Origin of the sequence: Candidatus Poriferisodalis sp. (assembly GCF_965208555.1) — a bacterium.
In the GTDB taxonomy this organism is placed as follows: domain Bacteria; phylum Actinomycetota; class Acidimicrobiia; order Acidimicrobiales; family Poriferisodalaceae; genus Poriferisodalis.
The window spans coordinates 1,609,301-1,624,074 of record NZ_OZ242342.1; the positions used below are offsets into that span (position 1 = coordinate 1,609,301).

Below are 14,774 nucleotides of genomic sequence, written 5' to 3' on the forward strand. Positions count from 1 at the left end.
GCTGTTGTGATTTCACATCCCCCATCAGAGGCAGCGGCCCGGTCGCATCGTCTCAAGGAGCGCGTCCCCCGTGCGATACCTGCCCCCGTTCCGTCGCCTCGTCGCGCCTGCAGTCACGTTGGGCCTCGTCTTGGCAGTGGCTGCGCCGCCCCTGCAGAGCCGAGCCCTCAGCGTCGAGCGGACCGACGACGGCACCGCTCCGGTCGGCGCAGTCGTCGACGACATCGACGACGAGGATGCTCTCGACTGGGTTCCTGACGGGGGCAGCAGCGTCTGGGAGGCAGACCTGACGGTCGGAAGCATCGCGGGCCGACTCGGGTACAGATCATCGCTGGGCGGTGATCTCACCGATGCCTCCTTCACCTGGAACGAAGCGGATCACTCGGTGCAGGGTGCCACCTTCACCCCGGCGACCTCAGGCGCCGGCATCGGCGCGGTCAGCTTCACCGTCGCGCCAGAGCTGTCCGACGAGACCAACGCGCTGCGGCTGCGGCTCGGTGCGCTCGGACTCAACCTTGCCGACGCCACGATCGACGCTGGGACCTACACCTGGGACGACGTCGAGATCGACTGGGAGCGCGGCGACACGATTGCGATCAGCTTGGAGGAATTCCCGCAGAGCTTCACGCCCCGGGCATTCGACGGCCGACGCAACAACGCCGCCAATCCGACCTGGGGCTCGGCGGGCATCGCATTGCTGAAGAAAGCCGCCGACGCCTACGCCGACGGGGTGTCGACGCCGACGACGGGACGGCCGAACGCCCGCACCATCAGCAACGTCGTCTTCGCCCAGGACGAATCGGTGACGCACATCGTGGGGGGCAGCGACCTGGTGTGGCAGTGGGGACAGTTCATCGATCACGACATCACTTTGAGCCCCGACAACCTCGGCGAAGTGTTCTCGATTGCTGTGCCGAGCGGCGACTCGGTGTTCGACCCCATGGGCGCCGGCGAGATGACGATCGAGCTGCACCGCTCCGCGGCAGATGCCAGCACGGGCACCGGCACCGGCAATCCTCGCCGGCAGATCAACGCGCTCACCGCGTTCGTCGACGGCTCGCAGGTGTACGGCTCAGACCGCGCCCGGGCCGGCGCGCTGCGCACCAACGACGGCACCGGCAAGCTCAACACCTCGGGCGGCGGCAAGTTCCTGCCTTACAACACGCAAGGACTCGACAACGAGGGCGGGGCGCACCGCACCAACCTGTTCGTGGCCGGAGATCTGCGGGTCAACGAGCAGATCGGCCTGATCGCGATGCACACGCTGTTCGTGCGCGAGCACAACCGGCTGGCCGACCTCATCGCTGCTGAGAATCCCGACCTCAGCGGCGACGAGATCTACGAACTGGCGCGCAAGATCGTCGGCGCTGTGATCCAGAACATCACCTACAGCGAGTTCCTGCCATTGCTGCTGGGTCCCGACGCGCTCGGCACCTACGCGGGCTACGACGCCGACGTCGATGCGACCATTGCCAGCGAGTTCTCGGCCGCGTCCTACCGGGTCGGCCACACGCTGCTGTCGTCGAATCTGCACCTGCTGGACGGCGGCGGCGAGTCCGCCCACGTGGAGCTCCGCGAAGCATTCTTCCGCCCGGCGTTCTACGACGATCACGACATCGCCGAGGTGCTGCGGGGCTTCGCTTCCCAGCAGGCCCAGAACGTGGACGCGCTGGTCATCGACGATGTCCGCAACTTCCTGATGCGGGGACCCGGCGGACCCGTGTTCGATCTGGCGGCGCTGAACATCCAGCGTGGGCGCGACCACGGCCTCAGCGACTTCAACACCGTGCGCGAGGCCTACGGCTTGGACCCGGTGACCGGCTTCGCCGACATCAGCTCCGACGCGAACGTCCAGCAGGCCCTCGCTGACGCCTACGGCGACGTCGACGATCTGGACCTGTGGCCTGCCGCGCTGGCCGAAGACCATGCCGAGGGCGCATCGGTCGGCGAGACGCTGCAGGCCGTCATCGGCGACCAGTTCCGGCGCCTGCGTGACGGCGACCGCTTCTGGTTCGAGAATGACCCGTTCTTCGTGGCCAACACCGGCCTGCTCGACGAGGTGCGCGGCACCACCCTTGCCGACGTCATTCGCCGCAACACGTCCGTCGGGAGCGAGATGAGCGACAACGTCTTTGTCGTACCGGATGGCAGCGCAACCGCGAACGGCGCGGCGTCTGCCATCGGCGCTGCATTGGACAGCGCCGGCAGTCTCGGCGAGCTGGTCGCTCGACAGCCCGCACCGGCGACGGTCACGTACACGCCGCCGCTGGTCTTCTACTAGCCGTCGAGTGGGCGGGGGTCGGCGCAGACCCGGTGTCACCGCGGAGACAGGGTTCGTCTGCCCGCAGCTGGCAGGCTGTCCCGGTGCCAGCTCTGCGCCAGACCACGGCCAGCCGGCTGACCTCGGAGTTCGTCGGCACTGGGTTCCTGCTGCTCAGCGTGGTGGGCTCGGGGATCATGGCCGAGCGGCTCAGCCCGAACGATGTCGGGTTGCAGCTGCTGGAGAACTCGATGGCCACGGCCGGGGCGCTGCTGTGCCTCATCCTGCTGTTCGGGTCGACGTCGGGGGCGCACTTCAACCCGGCGGTGACGCTGTGGGCGCGTCTCGCCGGCGAGCTCGACAACCGGATGACTGGGTTGTATGTGTTGGCCCAGGTTGCCGGGGCGATCCTGGGCGTCGTCGCCGCCAACGTCATCTTCGAGCTGGACGCCGTGTTCTGGTCGACGAAGGACCGCATCAGCGGGGCGGCGTTCCTGTCGGAGATCATCGCCACGTTCGGGCTGGTGATCGTGATCATCGGCGTGGTGCGCTCGGGCAGGACCCAGTTCGTTGCCTTCGCCGTGGCCGCCTACATCGGCGGCGCCTACTTCTTCACCTCATCGACCAGCTTCGCCAACCCGGCGGTGACCGTCGGCCGCATGTTCTCCGACACGTTCGCCGGCATCGCCCCGGCCAGCGCGCCGCTGTTCATCGTGGCGCAGCTCATCGGTGCGCTCTGCGCCATCGGGGTGGCACGCATCACGCACCCGCAGCGCTGAGCGGGGGGCTACTGCAGGGTCTCGGCGAACTCGCGTGCGAGGTAGGTGAGGATCAGATCGGCACCGGCCCGCTTGATGGCCGTGAGGTGCTCGACTGCGGTGGCGTCCCCGTCGATCCAGCCGTTGGCGGCAGCGGCCTTGAGCATCGCGTACTCGCCCGACACGTGGTAGGCGGCCAGCGGCAGGTCGAAGCGGGCCCGTGCGGCAGCGATCACGTCCAGATAGGCCAGCGCCGGCTTCACCATGATGATGTCGGCGCCTTCGGCGATGTCCAGCTCGATCTCAGCCATGGCCTCGCGGGCGTTGGCAGGATCCTGCTGGTAGCCCTTGCGGTCGCCGCCGCCCGCAATGGTCACATCCACGGCATCGCGGAACGGCCCGTACTCGGCTGAGGCGTACTTCGCCGAGTAGGCCATGATCGGCAGGTGCTCGAAGCCGTTGCGGTCGAGCGCTTGGCGGATCGCCCCGACCTGCCCGTCCATCATCCCCGACGGCCCCACCATGTCGGCGCCGGCCTCAGCCTGTGCCAGCGCAGTTCGCTGGTACAGCTCGAGCGTGGCGTCATTGTCGACGTCGCCGGCATCGGTCAGCACCCCGCAGTGCCCATGGTCGGTGTACTCATCGACGCACAGGTCGGCGATGATCACCAGCTCCGAGCCGTGGTCGTCTCGCAGGTTGCGCAACGCCACCTGCACCACGCCGTCCGGGTTCCAGGCTTCGGAACCGACGGGGTCCTTGCGGGCGGGAAGCCCGAACAGGATCACGCCGTTGATGCCGAGGTTGGCCAGCTCGTTCACTTCCTTGCGCAGCGACTCCTGGGTGTGCTGCACCACACCCGGCAGCGAGATGATCGGCTGCGGCTCGGTGGCGTCCTCACGCACAAACAGCGGGGCGATGAGGTCGCCCGGGTTGACCGTCGTCTCGGCAACAAGCCGGCGCAGTGCAGGGGTGCGGCGCAGCCGACGAAGGCGGCGAGACGGAAACGTCACCCTTCAATGCTATTGGCGGCAGCCTCGGGGCAGAGTCCGGCGTACGCCGCGCCACGCCGATCTCGACGCCCATGACGTAAGTTCACCCGCGTGAAGACGGGACGGAGGGCCTCGGCGTTGCGCTGGATGCTCGTCGTGACCGTCGTGGTACTCGCAGCCACGGCGTGCACCGGCGTGGACGACGCGCCGGACGAAACCACGGAGGATGCTGCAACCACCACGGCGGCGCCTGAGCCGCCGCCGACAGCAACGGCTGCACCACCGACCACGACCGAAGCGGCTGGTGCGGAGGATGGCGCCGGCATGGACGTCGAGGCTGAAGGTGAAACTGAGAGCGAGCCATTGCGGGAGGAGTACAAGTTCGATTGCGGCACGTATTGCCTCGACGAGACCAGCGGGGTCGTCGGAGTCGAGCTTGCACCAGGACTGTGGCAGTGGGCCGCGAATTCGCGCGGCAACTGCCTGTACATCGCCGTTTCCCCGCACCCCCGACGGCCCGACGGGTCCTACGCGAGTCCAGTGGATGACATCTGGTGGCTGGATGCACGCGGCCCGGTCGTGCTCGCGGAGGGCGAGATAGTGCTGGGGTTCGCGCCCCAGCCGAACCACGACGAGATGGTGATTTCCACCAACCCTGTGCGGTGCTTCCTCGAACGAGTCGGCAGCTACACCAGCGGCATCGACGTCTATGCGCAGCGTCACGGCAGCGAGCGTGACCGCGACATGCCCGAACTTGACGACACAACAGATCTGGTCGGGGTCGACGAGGTCGATAGCGAGGCTGATTGGACGTGCTACGCGCATGTCGGACCCGAACCCGCGACCCAGCTCGACTGGTCCAAGGCCTCCCCCGACGATCATGCCGGTGTGTCGTGTGTGGTCGGGGAGGGCATCGCTGCGGGCTGGTGGCGCTGGCACAACCCCAGCGACACCTGCAGATATCTGGTGACCCAAGACGCCGACGACCCTGATCGTCATCGGCTGCGTCGGCGTGACGCATCTGAGCTCTTGCTGCTCACAGCGGGCGAGAGCGTGTGGGGTTACTCAGCGAGCGCAGACGATCTCGCGCCGTTCACGATCAGCACCACGGCGACCCAGTGCATCCTCGACTTCTTCGGTCCCGAGCGGTCGTGCTATGCGCATGCGCACACGGGCGCCGAACCGGCGACCGAGCTCGACTGGACGACGTACTCGCTCAGAGACCATCCCGATGTCTCGTGTGCGGTCGGGGAGGGCATCGCTGCGGGCTGGTGGCGCTGGCACAACCCCAGCGACACCTGCAGATACCTGGTCTTGCAGGAAACCGATGATCCCGACCAGCTCAGCCGGCGGGACGCATGGGAACCCGTGCTGCTCACCGCAGGAGAGCGCGTCCGGGGTTACTCGCACAGCGCAGATGACTATGCGCCGTTCCGGTACCAGACGAATTCGACAGAGTGCATCTTGCAGTTCGTCCGGCCTGAATAGGACCAGCAGGTTCGGGCAGAACGGTGCCGCCGGGCGGCGTGCGCCGGGCAGCACGACCGTGACACCGGATTGATGCGTGGCATAGGTTCGCTGGCGTGGAAATCGGTTCCCGAGCGTGGTGCGCTGCGATGTCCGAGGTGCTCGCCGACGTGGAGCTGCCCGAGGTGCACGCCACCGTGGAGCAGCGGATCGGCGACGGCAACGGCGGACCGGTGGTTGCGTACCGGCTCGTGTTGGACAGCGGGCGAGCACACCTCGAGCCGGTGCCTGACGGCGCGGACGTCAGCAATGCCGACGGTGCCGATGGTGCCGATGGTCCTGATGGGGCCGACGAGGCCGAGGGGACCGCGGATGCTGATGACCGGACCGTGGTGATGAGCCAATCCCGGGAAACCGCCACAGCCGTGCGGCGGGGGGAGCTCGGTGCGCTGGCGGCGATGCAGGCGGGCCTCATCAAGATCAGCGGCGACGTGCGAGTACTGATCGCCGCTGCCGAGGCGCTGGCCGTGGTGGACGCGGCCCTGGGCGCAGCGCTCGCCGGTGAGCAGGACGGCGCACCCAGCAACGGCGCCGATGACCGCGACGATCCGGCCAGCGGCGCCGGAGGCTGACGGCTCGTGCCCGAGATACCTGAGATCCGGGCGCACGCCGAACGATTGGAGGCGCTGGCGGCCGGCGGGGTGCTCAAGCGGTTCGAGCCGCTGTCGTTCACGGCGCTCAAGACCGCCAGCCCGCAGCCGAACGACGCCGTCGGCTGGTCGCTCGAACGCATTAGCCAGCGAGCCAAGTTCCTGCTGCTGCACCTCGCTCCCCCGTCGAGTGATTCCGACAGCGGCAACGCAGGCCTGACGTTCGTGGTGCACCTGATGCAGGGCGGCCGGCTGCGGGTGCTGGAGCCCGACGCCAAGCGACCGCGCCGGCCCCGCGATGGGCTGGCCCGCTTCGAGTTCGAGAGCGGGCTGGGGCTGATGCTCACCGAGCCGGGCACGCAGAAGCGGGCAGGCGTGTGGGTGCTGGCTGGCGATGTTCACGCAGCTGAGCCGCTGGCCGGGCTGGGGCCCGAAGCCACCGAGGTGGACACAGCGGGCATGGCTGAGCTCATGGCGGCGCATCCGGCGCGCTTGCACAACTTCCTGCGCGACCAGCGGGTGATGTCCGGGCTCGGGCGGCGGCTGGCGAACGAGGTCTGCCACCGGGCGAAGCTGTCGCCGTTCGCACCCACCGGCCGGATGGACAGCGAGGGCGTCGAGGCCGTCGTGGCCGCCATCGGCGCCGTCGTCGACGAGTCACTGGCCGCCGAACGGGAACTCCCCCAGATGAGCCGGTCCGCTGAGCGCCCCTCGGCGGTGCATGCCCGCACCGGCCAGCCGTGCCCCGTCTGCGGCGACGTAGTGCGAGCCGTCGAGTACCGCGACTACACCGTCAGTTACTGCGCCGGCTGCCAGACCAGCGGCCGCATCCTGGCCGACAACACCACCAGCAAGTTCCTCCGCTAGATGCGCCCCGGTACGCGGAACGGGCGCCGGTTACGCTCCTGCGCCATGACTGAAACTGGACTGAGACTGGGCCTGTCGGCCGACGAAGTGCTGCAGACCACCCGGGCAGTGCGCAAGCGGCTCGACTTCGACCGGCCGGTGCCCGAATCGGTGCTGCGGGAGTGCGTCGAGCTGGCCGTGCAGGCCCCGACGGGCTCGAACATGCAGGGCTGGCACTTCGTGTTCGTCACCGAGCGCGACAAAATCGAGGCCATCTCGGCGCTGTACAAGAAGGGCTTCGACGCCTACCGCAACAGCCCCATGTACGCCGGCCGGGTAGGCGAGGGCTTGGGCGCCCAGCGCGAGGCGCAGCAGGCGCGGGTGACCTCGTCGGCGGAGTTCCTGTCAGAGAACATGCACCGCAGCCCGGTGCTGTTCCTGCCCTGCATCACCGGCCGCACCGACGACGCCCGCATGATGGTGGGCCAGGCCGGCTCGATCATCCCCGCAGCGTGGAGCTTCATGCTGGCCGCCCGTGAACGCGGCCTGGGCACCTGCTGGACCACGCTGCACCTCGGCTACGAGAAGGAAGCCGCGGAGATCCTCGGCATCCCCTACGACAAGGTGCGGCAGTACGCGCTGAGCCCGGTGGCCTACACCGTGGGCACCGAGTTCAAGCTGGCCACTCGCACCGATCTCGACTCGGTGATGAGCTGGAACTCCTGGAGCCGCTGAGATGGCCGATCAGAGGCCAGCTGCCGAGTCGAACGCAGCGCTGTTCGACCTGTCGGGCCGGGTGGCGGTGGTCACCGGCGGTTCGCGGGGGCTGGGCCGCGAGATGGTGCTGGCGTTCGCCCGGGCCGGTGCCGACGTGGTGATCGCCTCGCGCAAGCTCGACAACTGCGAGGCGCTGGCCAAAGAGGTCGAGGCCGAGACCGGCCAGCGGGCGCTGCCGGTGGAGTGCCACGTGGGCTACTGGGACCAGAACGACGCCCTGTGCGAGCGTGTCTACGACGAGTTCGACCACTGCGAGGTGCTGGTGAACAACGCCGGCCTGTCGCCCCTGTACCCGTCGCTGTACGAGGTGTCCGAGGCGCTGTTCGACAAGGTCATCGACGTGAACCTGAAGGGCCCGTTCCGGGCCTCGGCGGTGTTCGGCAAGCGCATGTACGAAGCCGGGGGCGGCTCGATCATCAACGTGAGCTCGGTGGCGGCCGTGGCGCCCTCGCCCAACGAGACGGCCTACGGGGCGGCCAAGGCGGGCATCCACGCCATCACGCAGTCGTTCGCCCGCGAGTACGCGCCCCGCGTGCGGGTGAACTGCATCATGCCCGGGCCGTTCCTCACCGACATCTCCAAGGCCTGGGACATGGACGCGTTCAACGAGCGGGCCGAGAACGAGATCGCGCTGGGCCGCGGCGGCGAAGCCGATGAGGTGGTGGGCGCTGCGCTCTACTTCGCCTCGGAGGCGTCGAGCTACACCACCGGCTCAGTGCTCAAGATCGACGGCGGCACCGCCTGGCAGACCGGCTGAGCAGGCCGCACGCCGCGGACAACGGCGCGCGGCACAACCGAATTCAGCGAGCACAGATTCAACGAGGACACATTCAACGAGGAGATTTGCTGTGGGGACGACGAAGCGACTGTCGACATTGAACCGGTCGATCGAGGGCCGGGTGGCGCTGATCACCGGTGCGGGCATGGGCCAGGGCCGGGCCACGGCCCACCTGTTCGCCGACGAGGGGGCGCACGTGGCGGTCACCGACCTGGGCCAAGCCGAGGTGGATGCCGTGGTGGCCGAGATCAACGACGCCGGCGGCTCGGCCGCGGGCTGGACGATGGACGTGGCCAACCGTGACCGGGTCAACCAGGTCACCGCAGAGGTGGCCGAGCGGTTCGGCGGCATCGACCATCTCATCAACAACGCTGGCATCTCCCGTTTCTCGCCGATCGACGACGAGGGCTACGAGGACAACTGGGCCATCTCGCTCGAGGTGCTGCTGACCGCGCACACCTACACCGTGCGTGCGGCCCTGCCGTACCTGCGCCAGTCGGACGCGGCCCGCATCGTGAACATCGCCTCCACCGAGGGCTGGGGCGCCACCAAGTTCGGCTCGCCCTACACGGCCGCCAAGCACGGCGTGATCGGCCTCACCAAGTCACTGGCCGTGGAGCTGGGCCGCGAGGCCATCACGGTCAACTGCATCTGCCCCGGCCCGATCCGCACCGCCATGACGGCGGAGATCTCCGAGGAGCACAAGACCATCTTCGCCAAGCGCCGCACGGCGCTGGGTCGCTACGCCGAGCCCGAGGAAGTGGCCCACGGCACGCTCAACTTCTGCCTGCCCGCCAGCCAGTACATGACCGGCGCGGTGCTCCCCGTAGACGGCGGCCTCCTCATCAAGAACGCCTGACCGCGTCCGTCGTCCGGCCGATGCCGGATTGGCGGCGCCCGGCCGGTGCTTACTGAATGAGGGTGATCGACAGGGAGGCGGGCATGCCTTCGGCGTCGAGGGTGAGCGTGCCCGAGATGGTGCCTCGCTCGGCCAGCGGCAGCGACTCGGTGCCGGTGGCGGTGAAGAAGCCGGTCATGGCCAGCGAGCCGTCGTCGTTCGCCGTGCCGCGGGCGGCCAGGCGCATCTCGGCAGACGCACCGTCGTCGCCGGGGGCGAACACCAGCAAAGCGCTGAAGCGGCGCTCGTCGATCGCCGGGTCGGCAGCCTCCAGCGATGCCGAGCTGGGCGAGATCACCGCAACCGACTCGGTGGTGGTGATCGACTCGGAGGTCTCCTGATCGCCATCGGTGATCGTGGTCGTCGTCGTGACCTGCAACGCCAGCGAACCGGCCACGTCGTAGCGGTCGGCACCCGACGGCGTGAACGTCAACTGGGCGCCCTGGACGCTGCTGCTGTCGCTCACCGTGGTCTCGGGATCGGGATTGATCACGACCTCGGACGCGACTCTCGTCTCGATGATCTCCGGCACGGCTTCAGCCGTCGTCTCTGAGACCTGGACGCCGTCGTCGACCGCAGGTGCGGCAACAACAGCAGCAGCCGACGCCTCAACCACCTGCGGGGCTGCTTCGGGCTCAGGAGCGGCTGCCACGGCGGCCGGCGCCGACACGGCGGAGCCCTCGGCACCAGCCGGATCACTCACGTCGGCGACACCGCTCGCCGGAACAGCGGCGGGCACCACGACAGGCGCATCGGGTGCCGGCAACGCCACGGCCAGCGGCGTCAGCACCTCCATGACCGAGTCGGGCAGCACCCGGTCGGCCGCCTTGTGCACCGGCGAGTCGACCGTCGGGGCGATCACTGCGGTCGCCAACCCGAAGCCGACTGCGGCCTTTGCCACCACCGGCACGCCGACGGTCGCGGCATTCGCCGTCGCAGCCGCCGCACGCGACGCCATCGGGGCTGCCTCGGTCAGCACCGGCATGGCCGAGTTCAGTGCGGCACGGCCGGCACCGGGCGAAGACTGGCTGGTCACCGCGGCAGCGGCACGCTCGCCGCGACGCAGCAGTCCGATCAGCGCCACCGGCGCAGCGGCCGCCAGCTTCAGGGCAGCGCGGACAGCACTGCGTGCCCTGGACACCCGTGCCCGGGCGTTCTCCTCGGACACACCGGCCTTGGCGGCGACCTCCTCGTAGCTCAGCTCTTCGACGAAGCGCAGCATGAGCGCCTCGCGGTACTGCTCGGACAGATTGTCGACGGCGTCGGCCAGCTCTGAATCGTCGATGTCGAGACCGAGCTCGTCCTCGATGGTCGACGGCGGGTTCAGCGCCCGGTCGTTCGACGCGAACCGCTCGGTCTTCTCGCCCTCCCGGCGCTTACGGTTGCCCTCGTCGCTGCAGACGTTCGACAGGATGCGGTGCAGCCACGGACCGACCAGGTAGTTGCCGTTGAAGCGCGGCATGGCACGCAGCGCCCGCACCAACGCCTCCTGCACGGCGTCCTCAGCCGCCTCGGGACAACCGAGCTTGCGGCGCGCGTGACCGAGCAGCTGCGGTCGGTACTCCCGCACCAGCTCGGCGAACGCATCATCGTCGCCGGCCTGGTACGCGAGGACCAGATCTCTGTCTTCAAGGCGCAGGGCCATAGCAGTCACGCGTGGGAACAGCAGGAGCGCCATCGCTCCCGTCAAGCACGATGCTACCGCGACCCCCAAGCAGGCTCGCCGTCACATTTTCGCGACCCCGGCAGTTGCGCCCGACGCCGCGTCAGCCACCGGAGTTGGCGCCCCGGGCGAGGTCGCTCAGCAGTCGCGAGTCACGGCTGGAGACCGCAAACAGGGCACGACCGGCGCTGACGCTCTCGTCGATGTCGGCCGTGCTGCCGTCGTCGGGGCGATAGCTGGCTGCGAGGCCCTCGCGAAGGTCGATCCGCTTGCTGCGGACATTGATCATCTGAGCGATGGTGTGATCAGGGTCGTGGGTGGTGAACCGGAACACCACGTCCTTGCCCGGCACCGGCGCTGCTGCTTCGACCTGATCGGCTGGGATGCCGGTGGCCGCTTGGCCGTAGTCGGGAATGAGCCCGCCCAGTACATCGTCGATCAGTTCCCCCACGGCACCTGCGCCGGCCCCGATGACGGTGGTGCCGTCGGTCTGGAATGCCTCGACGTAGTCGTTGAACGTGACCAGGAAGCTGATCGAGCTGATGCCGCCGGCGAAACTGGCGTCGCCTGTCAGGCCTTCCTCGCCGAGATCCACCACCTCTTCGTCGCCCTCGCATGGCTCGGTGAGCTCGGCCACGAAGTGCCGTGAGAAGTCCCGGTTGCTGTTCAGCACCTGCACCAGCTCGCCGTAGGTCTGCTCGCGCTCCTGGCCGGCGGGTGCGTTGATGTGCCTGATGCTGACGAGTTGCCGGGTGGCGTCCACCCAAACCTGCGTCGCGGGCGGGTCGTCGCCCTCGACAGTTCCGGGCGTGACCACGGCGTTGTCAGCACGGGTGCTGTGAATCTGCCAGGCATTGCCCGCCGCACCCGCCGCCGACCCCGACCACTTGGCCACCACATACAGCGAGCCGCCCAATGAAGCCTGCGCTCGCTTGCTGACCGTGGCGATTTCCGCTGGGCGTGTCGTCTGGACGCTGTCGTCGACGCCCGGATTCGGCGGACCGACCCTCACTGCAGCCACCCCCAGCCGCACCTCGGGCTCCTCCACAATGACGCGACGGCTGCCGCTGCGCCGCTCGCTGGCATTGATCGCCACGCCGTTGCGAACGATGACCAGATCGTCAGGAGCCAATGCGTAGGTGCCGCCGCCGGATTGCAGATCGAACGAGTACAGCGCGGTGCCCAAGAACCGATCCAGGCGCACCCGCACCGGCTGGCCCACGGTCACCGCGGTGTCGTCCTCAGCCACCACGCGAATGCGGCCCGAGTTGACGGTGATGCCGCCATCGGCGCCGGTCTCGGGATTGCGGTACTCGGTGGCTTTCACTGAAACCCAGAGCTTGGTGGCCCCGGGCAGCGCAATGACCTCGATCGACGGTCCGCGGAACGACGGGCGCGGCTCGGGAATGGTGCGTGTGGCACCGCGGATCACGCGCCGATCGCCATTGGTGCTGGGCCAGTCCTCGGCGGGCAGCAGGTCGATCTTGTCGCCGACTTCGAGCTCACGATGCAACGTGACGTCCAACGACGAGAACGTCTCGCACGGATCGGCCGTGCGGCTGCTGACCACCGGCTGCCCGTCAATCCAGGCCGGCACATCGTTCACGTACAGCAAGTCGCGCAGCGTCCCGGCGAAGCGGTCGCCGTCCACCTCAAGGCTCTCGCTGTAGCTGATGCGCAGCGTGCTCTCTCCCGCATTCGCCGTGATCCGGGCGCTGAGCTGCCGGGCCGACGCGGCTGCTTGTACAGCGGCCCGCATCGTGGTCTCGTCGATGACGCTGCGCCCGCCGATCGCCACCACCAGCACATGGTTCTTGCGGCCGTCGATTTCCCTGGGTGTGCGAGCCAGGAAGCTGCCCACCGATCGCGGCAACGGATTGCCTGCGAGCAGCAGCGGGATGGGTCCGGAATCGCCCAGGCCGGCGCCCAGGACAGGCCCGGCCGCGATCGCATCGACGGCTGTGTCGCCGGCCGAGCCCCGGCGCGTCAACGCCACGATGCTCACTGCGGGTTCCAACTCGTGCCGGCAGGTGACGGTCATCAGCTGCGCCATGGCCGTCTCCACCGATGCCGTGCGCGTCGCCGCAACCCGCTCCACCTCGTCCACTCCCGCCTCGAGCAGCGCGGACACCACCTCGTCCGAAATCACCTCCGTGCCGCCCACGATCACCACACGTTCGGTGCGCCGGTTTCGCAGGTACTTCGCGGCCGCTTCGGGCAGCTCGTGCTGGCGCGACAGCAGAATCGGCAGCTCGCGCGCATAGGCCAGCGGCCCGATCGCCATCACCTCAGCAAGGTGCTCGTTGCTGCCGTTCACCAGCACGGCGGCAACATCGTCGGTGGCGCACCACGTCGAACCGCTGTCGAATTCGGCGGCGACTGCCGCTGCGGTAGCGAACCGATCGGCGCCGGCGATGCGCCGGACCGCTGGCTCCGTCTCAAGCGCCGTGAGCTCATCGAGCACCCGCTCCGATACTGACGTCACGCCGCCCACCACGATCACGGTCGAGATGCCGTGGTGATCGATGAAGTCCGCCACGCCCTCGGGAAGATCGTCGGGACGCGTCAGCAGCACCGGCGCTGCGAGGTGCCCGGCGAGACCCGCCGTGACGGCGCCATCGGCCACGGCTCTCCCCGACGCCAGGATCACCGTGGAGACCGACCCGAGGCCGCCGCGTTCGTGGGCGAAGCGCTCGGCGAGGCGCAGCGCGGTCTCGTAGCGGTCACGACCAGCGAAGGGCCGCACGCCATCGGTTTCAACCGTCGTAACCCGATCAGCGGGGTCGACCAGCAGCTCCGAAGCGGTGTTGGCCGCCCGGGCGGGACCGGTGACGACCAGCAACGCAGTCAGGCCCAGTACGCCCGCAATCAAGGCGGAACCCAGGCGGCGCATCACCGGCAACATAACGTCCGTTATCGCACATCGTTCCCGGTTCGCTCAGTCAGCGGCGAAACTGGCCTGACCTGCGCTGTTTCATCATGATGATATGATGCGATGATGCGGACAACGATCGATCTGCCAGAGGATCTGCACGCCGTCACCCGAGAAATGGCGCACCAGCAGCACAAGTCGCTGAGCCAGGTCGTCTGTGAGTTGATCCGGCTCGCACTCAACCCCGTCGACGCGTCGACGATTCCGGTACCGGCTGGCGGCCTGCCCACCATCCAGATCGGCCGAGTCGTCACCGCCGAAGACGTCAGATCGCTGGAGGACGAGTGACCGCAGCCCTGGCCGACGCCAACGTTCTCATTGCCCTGACCGTCGAAGACCATGTGCACCATCGCCAGGCGCGAACGTGGTTCGACGGCCAAGCCGACGGGTTGGCCACCTGTCCGATCACCCAAGGCGCTCTGCTGAGATTCCTCATCCGGGAAGGGGTCGGCCTGCGCGACGCGCTCGGCGCACTGCGGCAGATCCAGGCGCTGCCCCAGCACGTTTTCTGGGCCGACGAGATCGGATTCGACGCGACGGTGCTCGCCGGTGTCATCGGGCACCGCCAGGTCACGGACGCCTACCTTGCTGCACTGGCTCGACACTTCGACGGGCGGCTAGTGACGCTCGATCGCGGACTCGCCGCACAACATCCCGAAACTGCCCAGCTCATCGGGGTCTGATCGACACGGTGTGCGCCGAGCCGTCGTCGTCCGTGACGGCGATGGTGCAGCCGAACATGGCCCATGCCGGCTG

General features: G+C 68.5%; 13 protein-coding genes. 10 read left to right on the plus strand and 3 right to left on the minus strand.

Annotated elements, in window-relative coordinates; genetic code table 11:
• Positions 1-70 precede the first annotated feature (70 nt).
• On the plus strand, positions 71-2,281 hold the full coding sequence (locus tag ACOGXE_RS07415) for a peroxidase family protein (RefSeq protein ID WP_419933307.1): 2,211 nt from the start codon (positions 71-73) through the stop codon (positions 2,279-2,281).
• An 83-nt stretch (positions 2,282-2,364) separates the two neighbouring features.
• Entirely contained in the window at positions 2,365-3,039 is a 675-nt protein-coding gene (locus ACOGXE_RS07420) for an MIP/aquaporin family protein (protein WP_419933308.1), read from the plus strand.
• Positions 3,040-3,047: 8 nt separating this feature from the next.
• On the opposite strand, the gene hemB is transcribed toward ACOGXE_RS07420, so the two are convergent.
• Positions 3,048-4,028, minus strand: a complete 981-nt coding sequence (gene hemB / locus ACOGXE_RS07425; protein ID WP_419933309.1) for a porphobilinogen synthase — start codon at positions 4,026-4,028, stop codon at positions 3,048-3,050.
• A gap of 90 nt (positions 4,029-4,118) precedes the next feature.
• On the opposite strand from hemB, the gene ACOGXE_RS07430 reads away from it, so the two are divergent.
• The 6 genes from ACOGXE_RS07430 to ACOGXE_RS07455 all read left to right on the plus strand — a co-directional run bounded on the left by ACOGXE_RS07430 (position 4,119) and on the right by ACOGXE_RS07455 (position 9,384).
• The gene (locus ACOGXE_RS07430) at positions 4,119-5,495 is read left to right on the plus strand and encodes a hypothetical protein (RefSeq protein ID WP_419933310.1); all 1,377 of its coding nucleotides are present in this window, start codon (positions 4,119-4,121) and stop codon (positions 5,493-5,495) included.
• 95 nt (positions 5,496-5,590) lie between these two features.
• The gene (locus tag ACOGXE_RS07435) at positions 5,591-6,106 is read left to right on the plus strand and encodes a hypothetical protein (protein WP_419933311.1); all 516 of its coding nucleotides are present in this window, start codon (positions 5,591-5,593) and stop codon (positions 6,104-6,106) included.
• A gap of 6 nt (positions 6,107-6,112) precedes the next feature.
• Positions 6,113-6,991, plus strand: coding sequence for a DNA-formamidopyrimidine glycosylase family protein (locus tag ACOGXE_RS07440; protein ID WP_419933312.1), 879 nt, complete (start codon positions 6,113-6,115; stop codon positions 6,989-6,991).
• 45 nt (positions 6,992-7,036) lie between these two features.
• The gene (locus ACOGXE_RS07445; protein ID WP_419933313.1) at positions 7,037-7,705 is read left to right on the plus strand and encodes a nitroreductase family protein; all 669 of its coding nucleotides are present in this window, start codon (positions 7,037-7,039) and stop codon (positions 7,703-7,705) included.
• A gap of 1 nt (position 7,706) precedes the next feature.
• Positions 7,707-8,504 carry an SDR family NAD(P)-dependent oxidoreductase gene (locus ACOGXE_RS07450; protein WP_419933314.1) on the plus strand — a complete coding sequence of 266 codons (798 nt, stop codon included), beginning with the start codon at positions 7,707-7,709 and terminating at the stop codon, positions 8,502-8,504.
• Positions 8,505-8,595: 91 nt separating this feature from the next.
• Positions 8,596-9,384 (plus strand): SDR family NAD(P)-dependent oxidoreductase, encoded by a 789-nt coding sequence (locus ACOGXE_RS07455; protein ID WP_419933315.1) that lies wholly within the window; start codon positions 8,596-8,598, stop codon positions 9,382-9,384.
• Between the two features lie 49 nt (positions 9,385-9,433).
• Here the strand turns inward: ACOGXE_RS07455 and ACOGXE_RS07460 are convergent, their stop codons facing one another.
• Positions 9,434-11,068 (minus strand): RNA polymerase sigma factor, encoded by a 1,635-nt coding sequence (locus ACOGXE_RS07460; protein WP_419933488.1) that lies wholly within the window; start codon positions 11,066-11,068, stop codon positions 9,434-9,436.
• Between the two features lie 121 nt (positions 11,069-11,189).
• Complete coding sequence (locus ACOGXE_RS07465; protein ID WP_419933316.1) at positions 11,190-13,979, minus strand: cell wall-binding repeat-containing protein; 2,790 nt, start codon at positions 13,977-13,979, stop codon at positions 11,190-11,192.
• Between the two features lie 105 nt (positions 13,980-14,084).
• On the opposite strand from ACOGXE_RS07465, the gene ACOGXE_RS07470 reads away from it, so the two are divergent.
• Both ACOGXE_RS07470 and ACOGXE_RS07475 read left to right on the plus strand, forming a co-directional pair.
• Positions 14,085-14,306 (plus strand): antitoxin, encoded by a 222-nt coding sequence (locus tag ACOGXE_RS07470; protein WP_419933317.1) that lies wholly within the window; start codon positions 14,085-14,087, stop codon positions 14,304-14,306.
• Positions 14,303-14,701, plus strand: coding sequence for a TA system VapC family ribonuclease toxin (locus ACOGXE_RS07475; protein ID WP_419933318.1), 399 nt, complete (start codon positions 14,303-14,305; stop codon positions 14,699-14,701). The genes ACOGXE_RS07470 and ACOGXE_RS07475 overlap by 4 nt, the downstream gene beginning before the upstream one ends.
• Positions 14,702-14,774: the final 73 nt, after the last annotated feature.

Coding starts and splice junctions, on each gene's coding strand:
- ACOGXE_RS07465 (WP_419933316.1), bottom strand. CDS start 13,979: ATGCGCCGCCTGGGTTCCGCCTTGATTGCGGGCGTACTGGGCCTGACT.
- ACOGXE_RS07470 (WP_419933317.1), top strand. CDS start 14,085: ATGCGGACAACGATCGATCTGCCAGAGGATCTGCACGCCGTCACCCGA.
- ACOGXE_RS07445 (WP_419933313.1), top strand. CDS start 7,037: ATGACTGAAACTGGACTGAGACTGGGCCTGTCGGCCGACGAAGTGCTG.
- ACOGXE_RS07450 (WP_419933314.1), top strand. CDS start 7,707: ATGGCCGATCAGAGGCCAGCTGCCGAGTCGAACGCAGCGCTGTTCGAC.
- ACOGXE_RS07460 (WP_419933488.1), bottom strand. CDS start 11,068: ATGGCCCTGCGCCTTGAAGACAGAGATCTGGTCCTCGCGTACCAGGCC.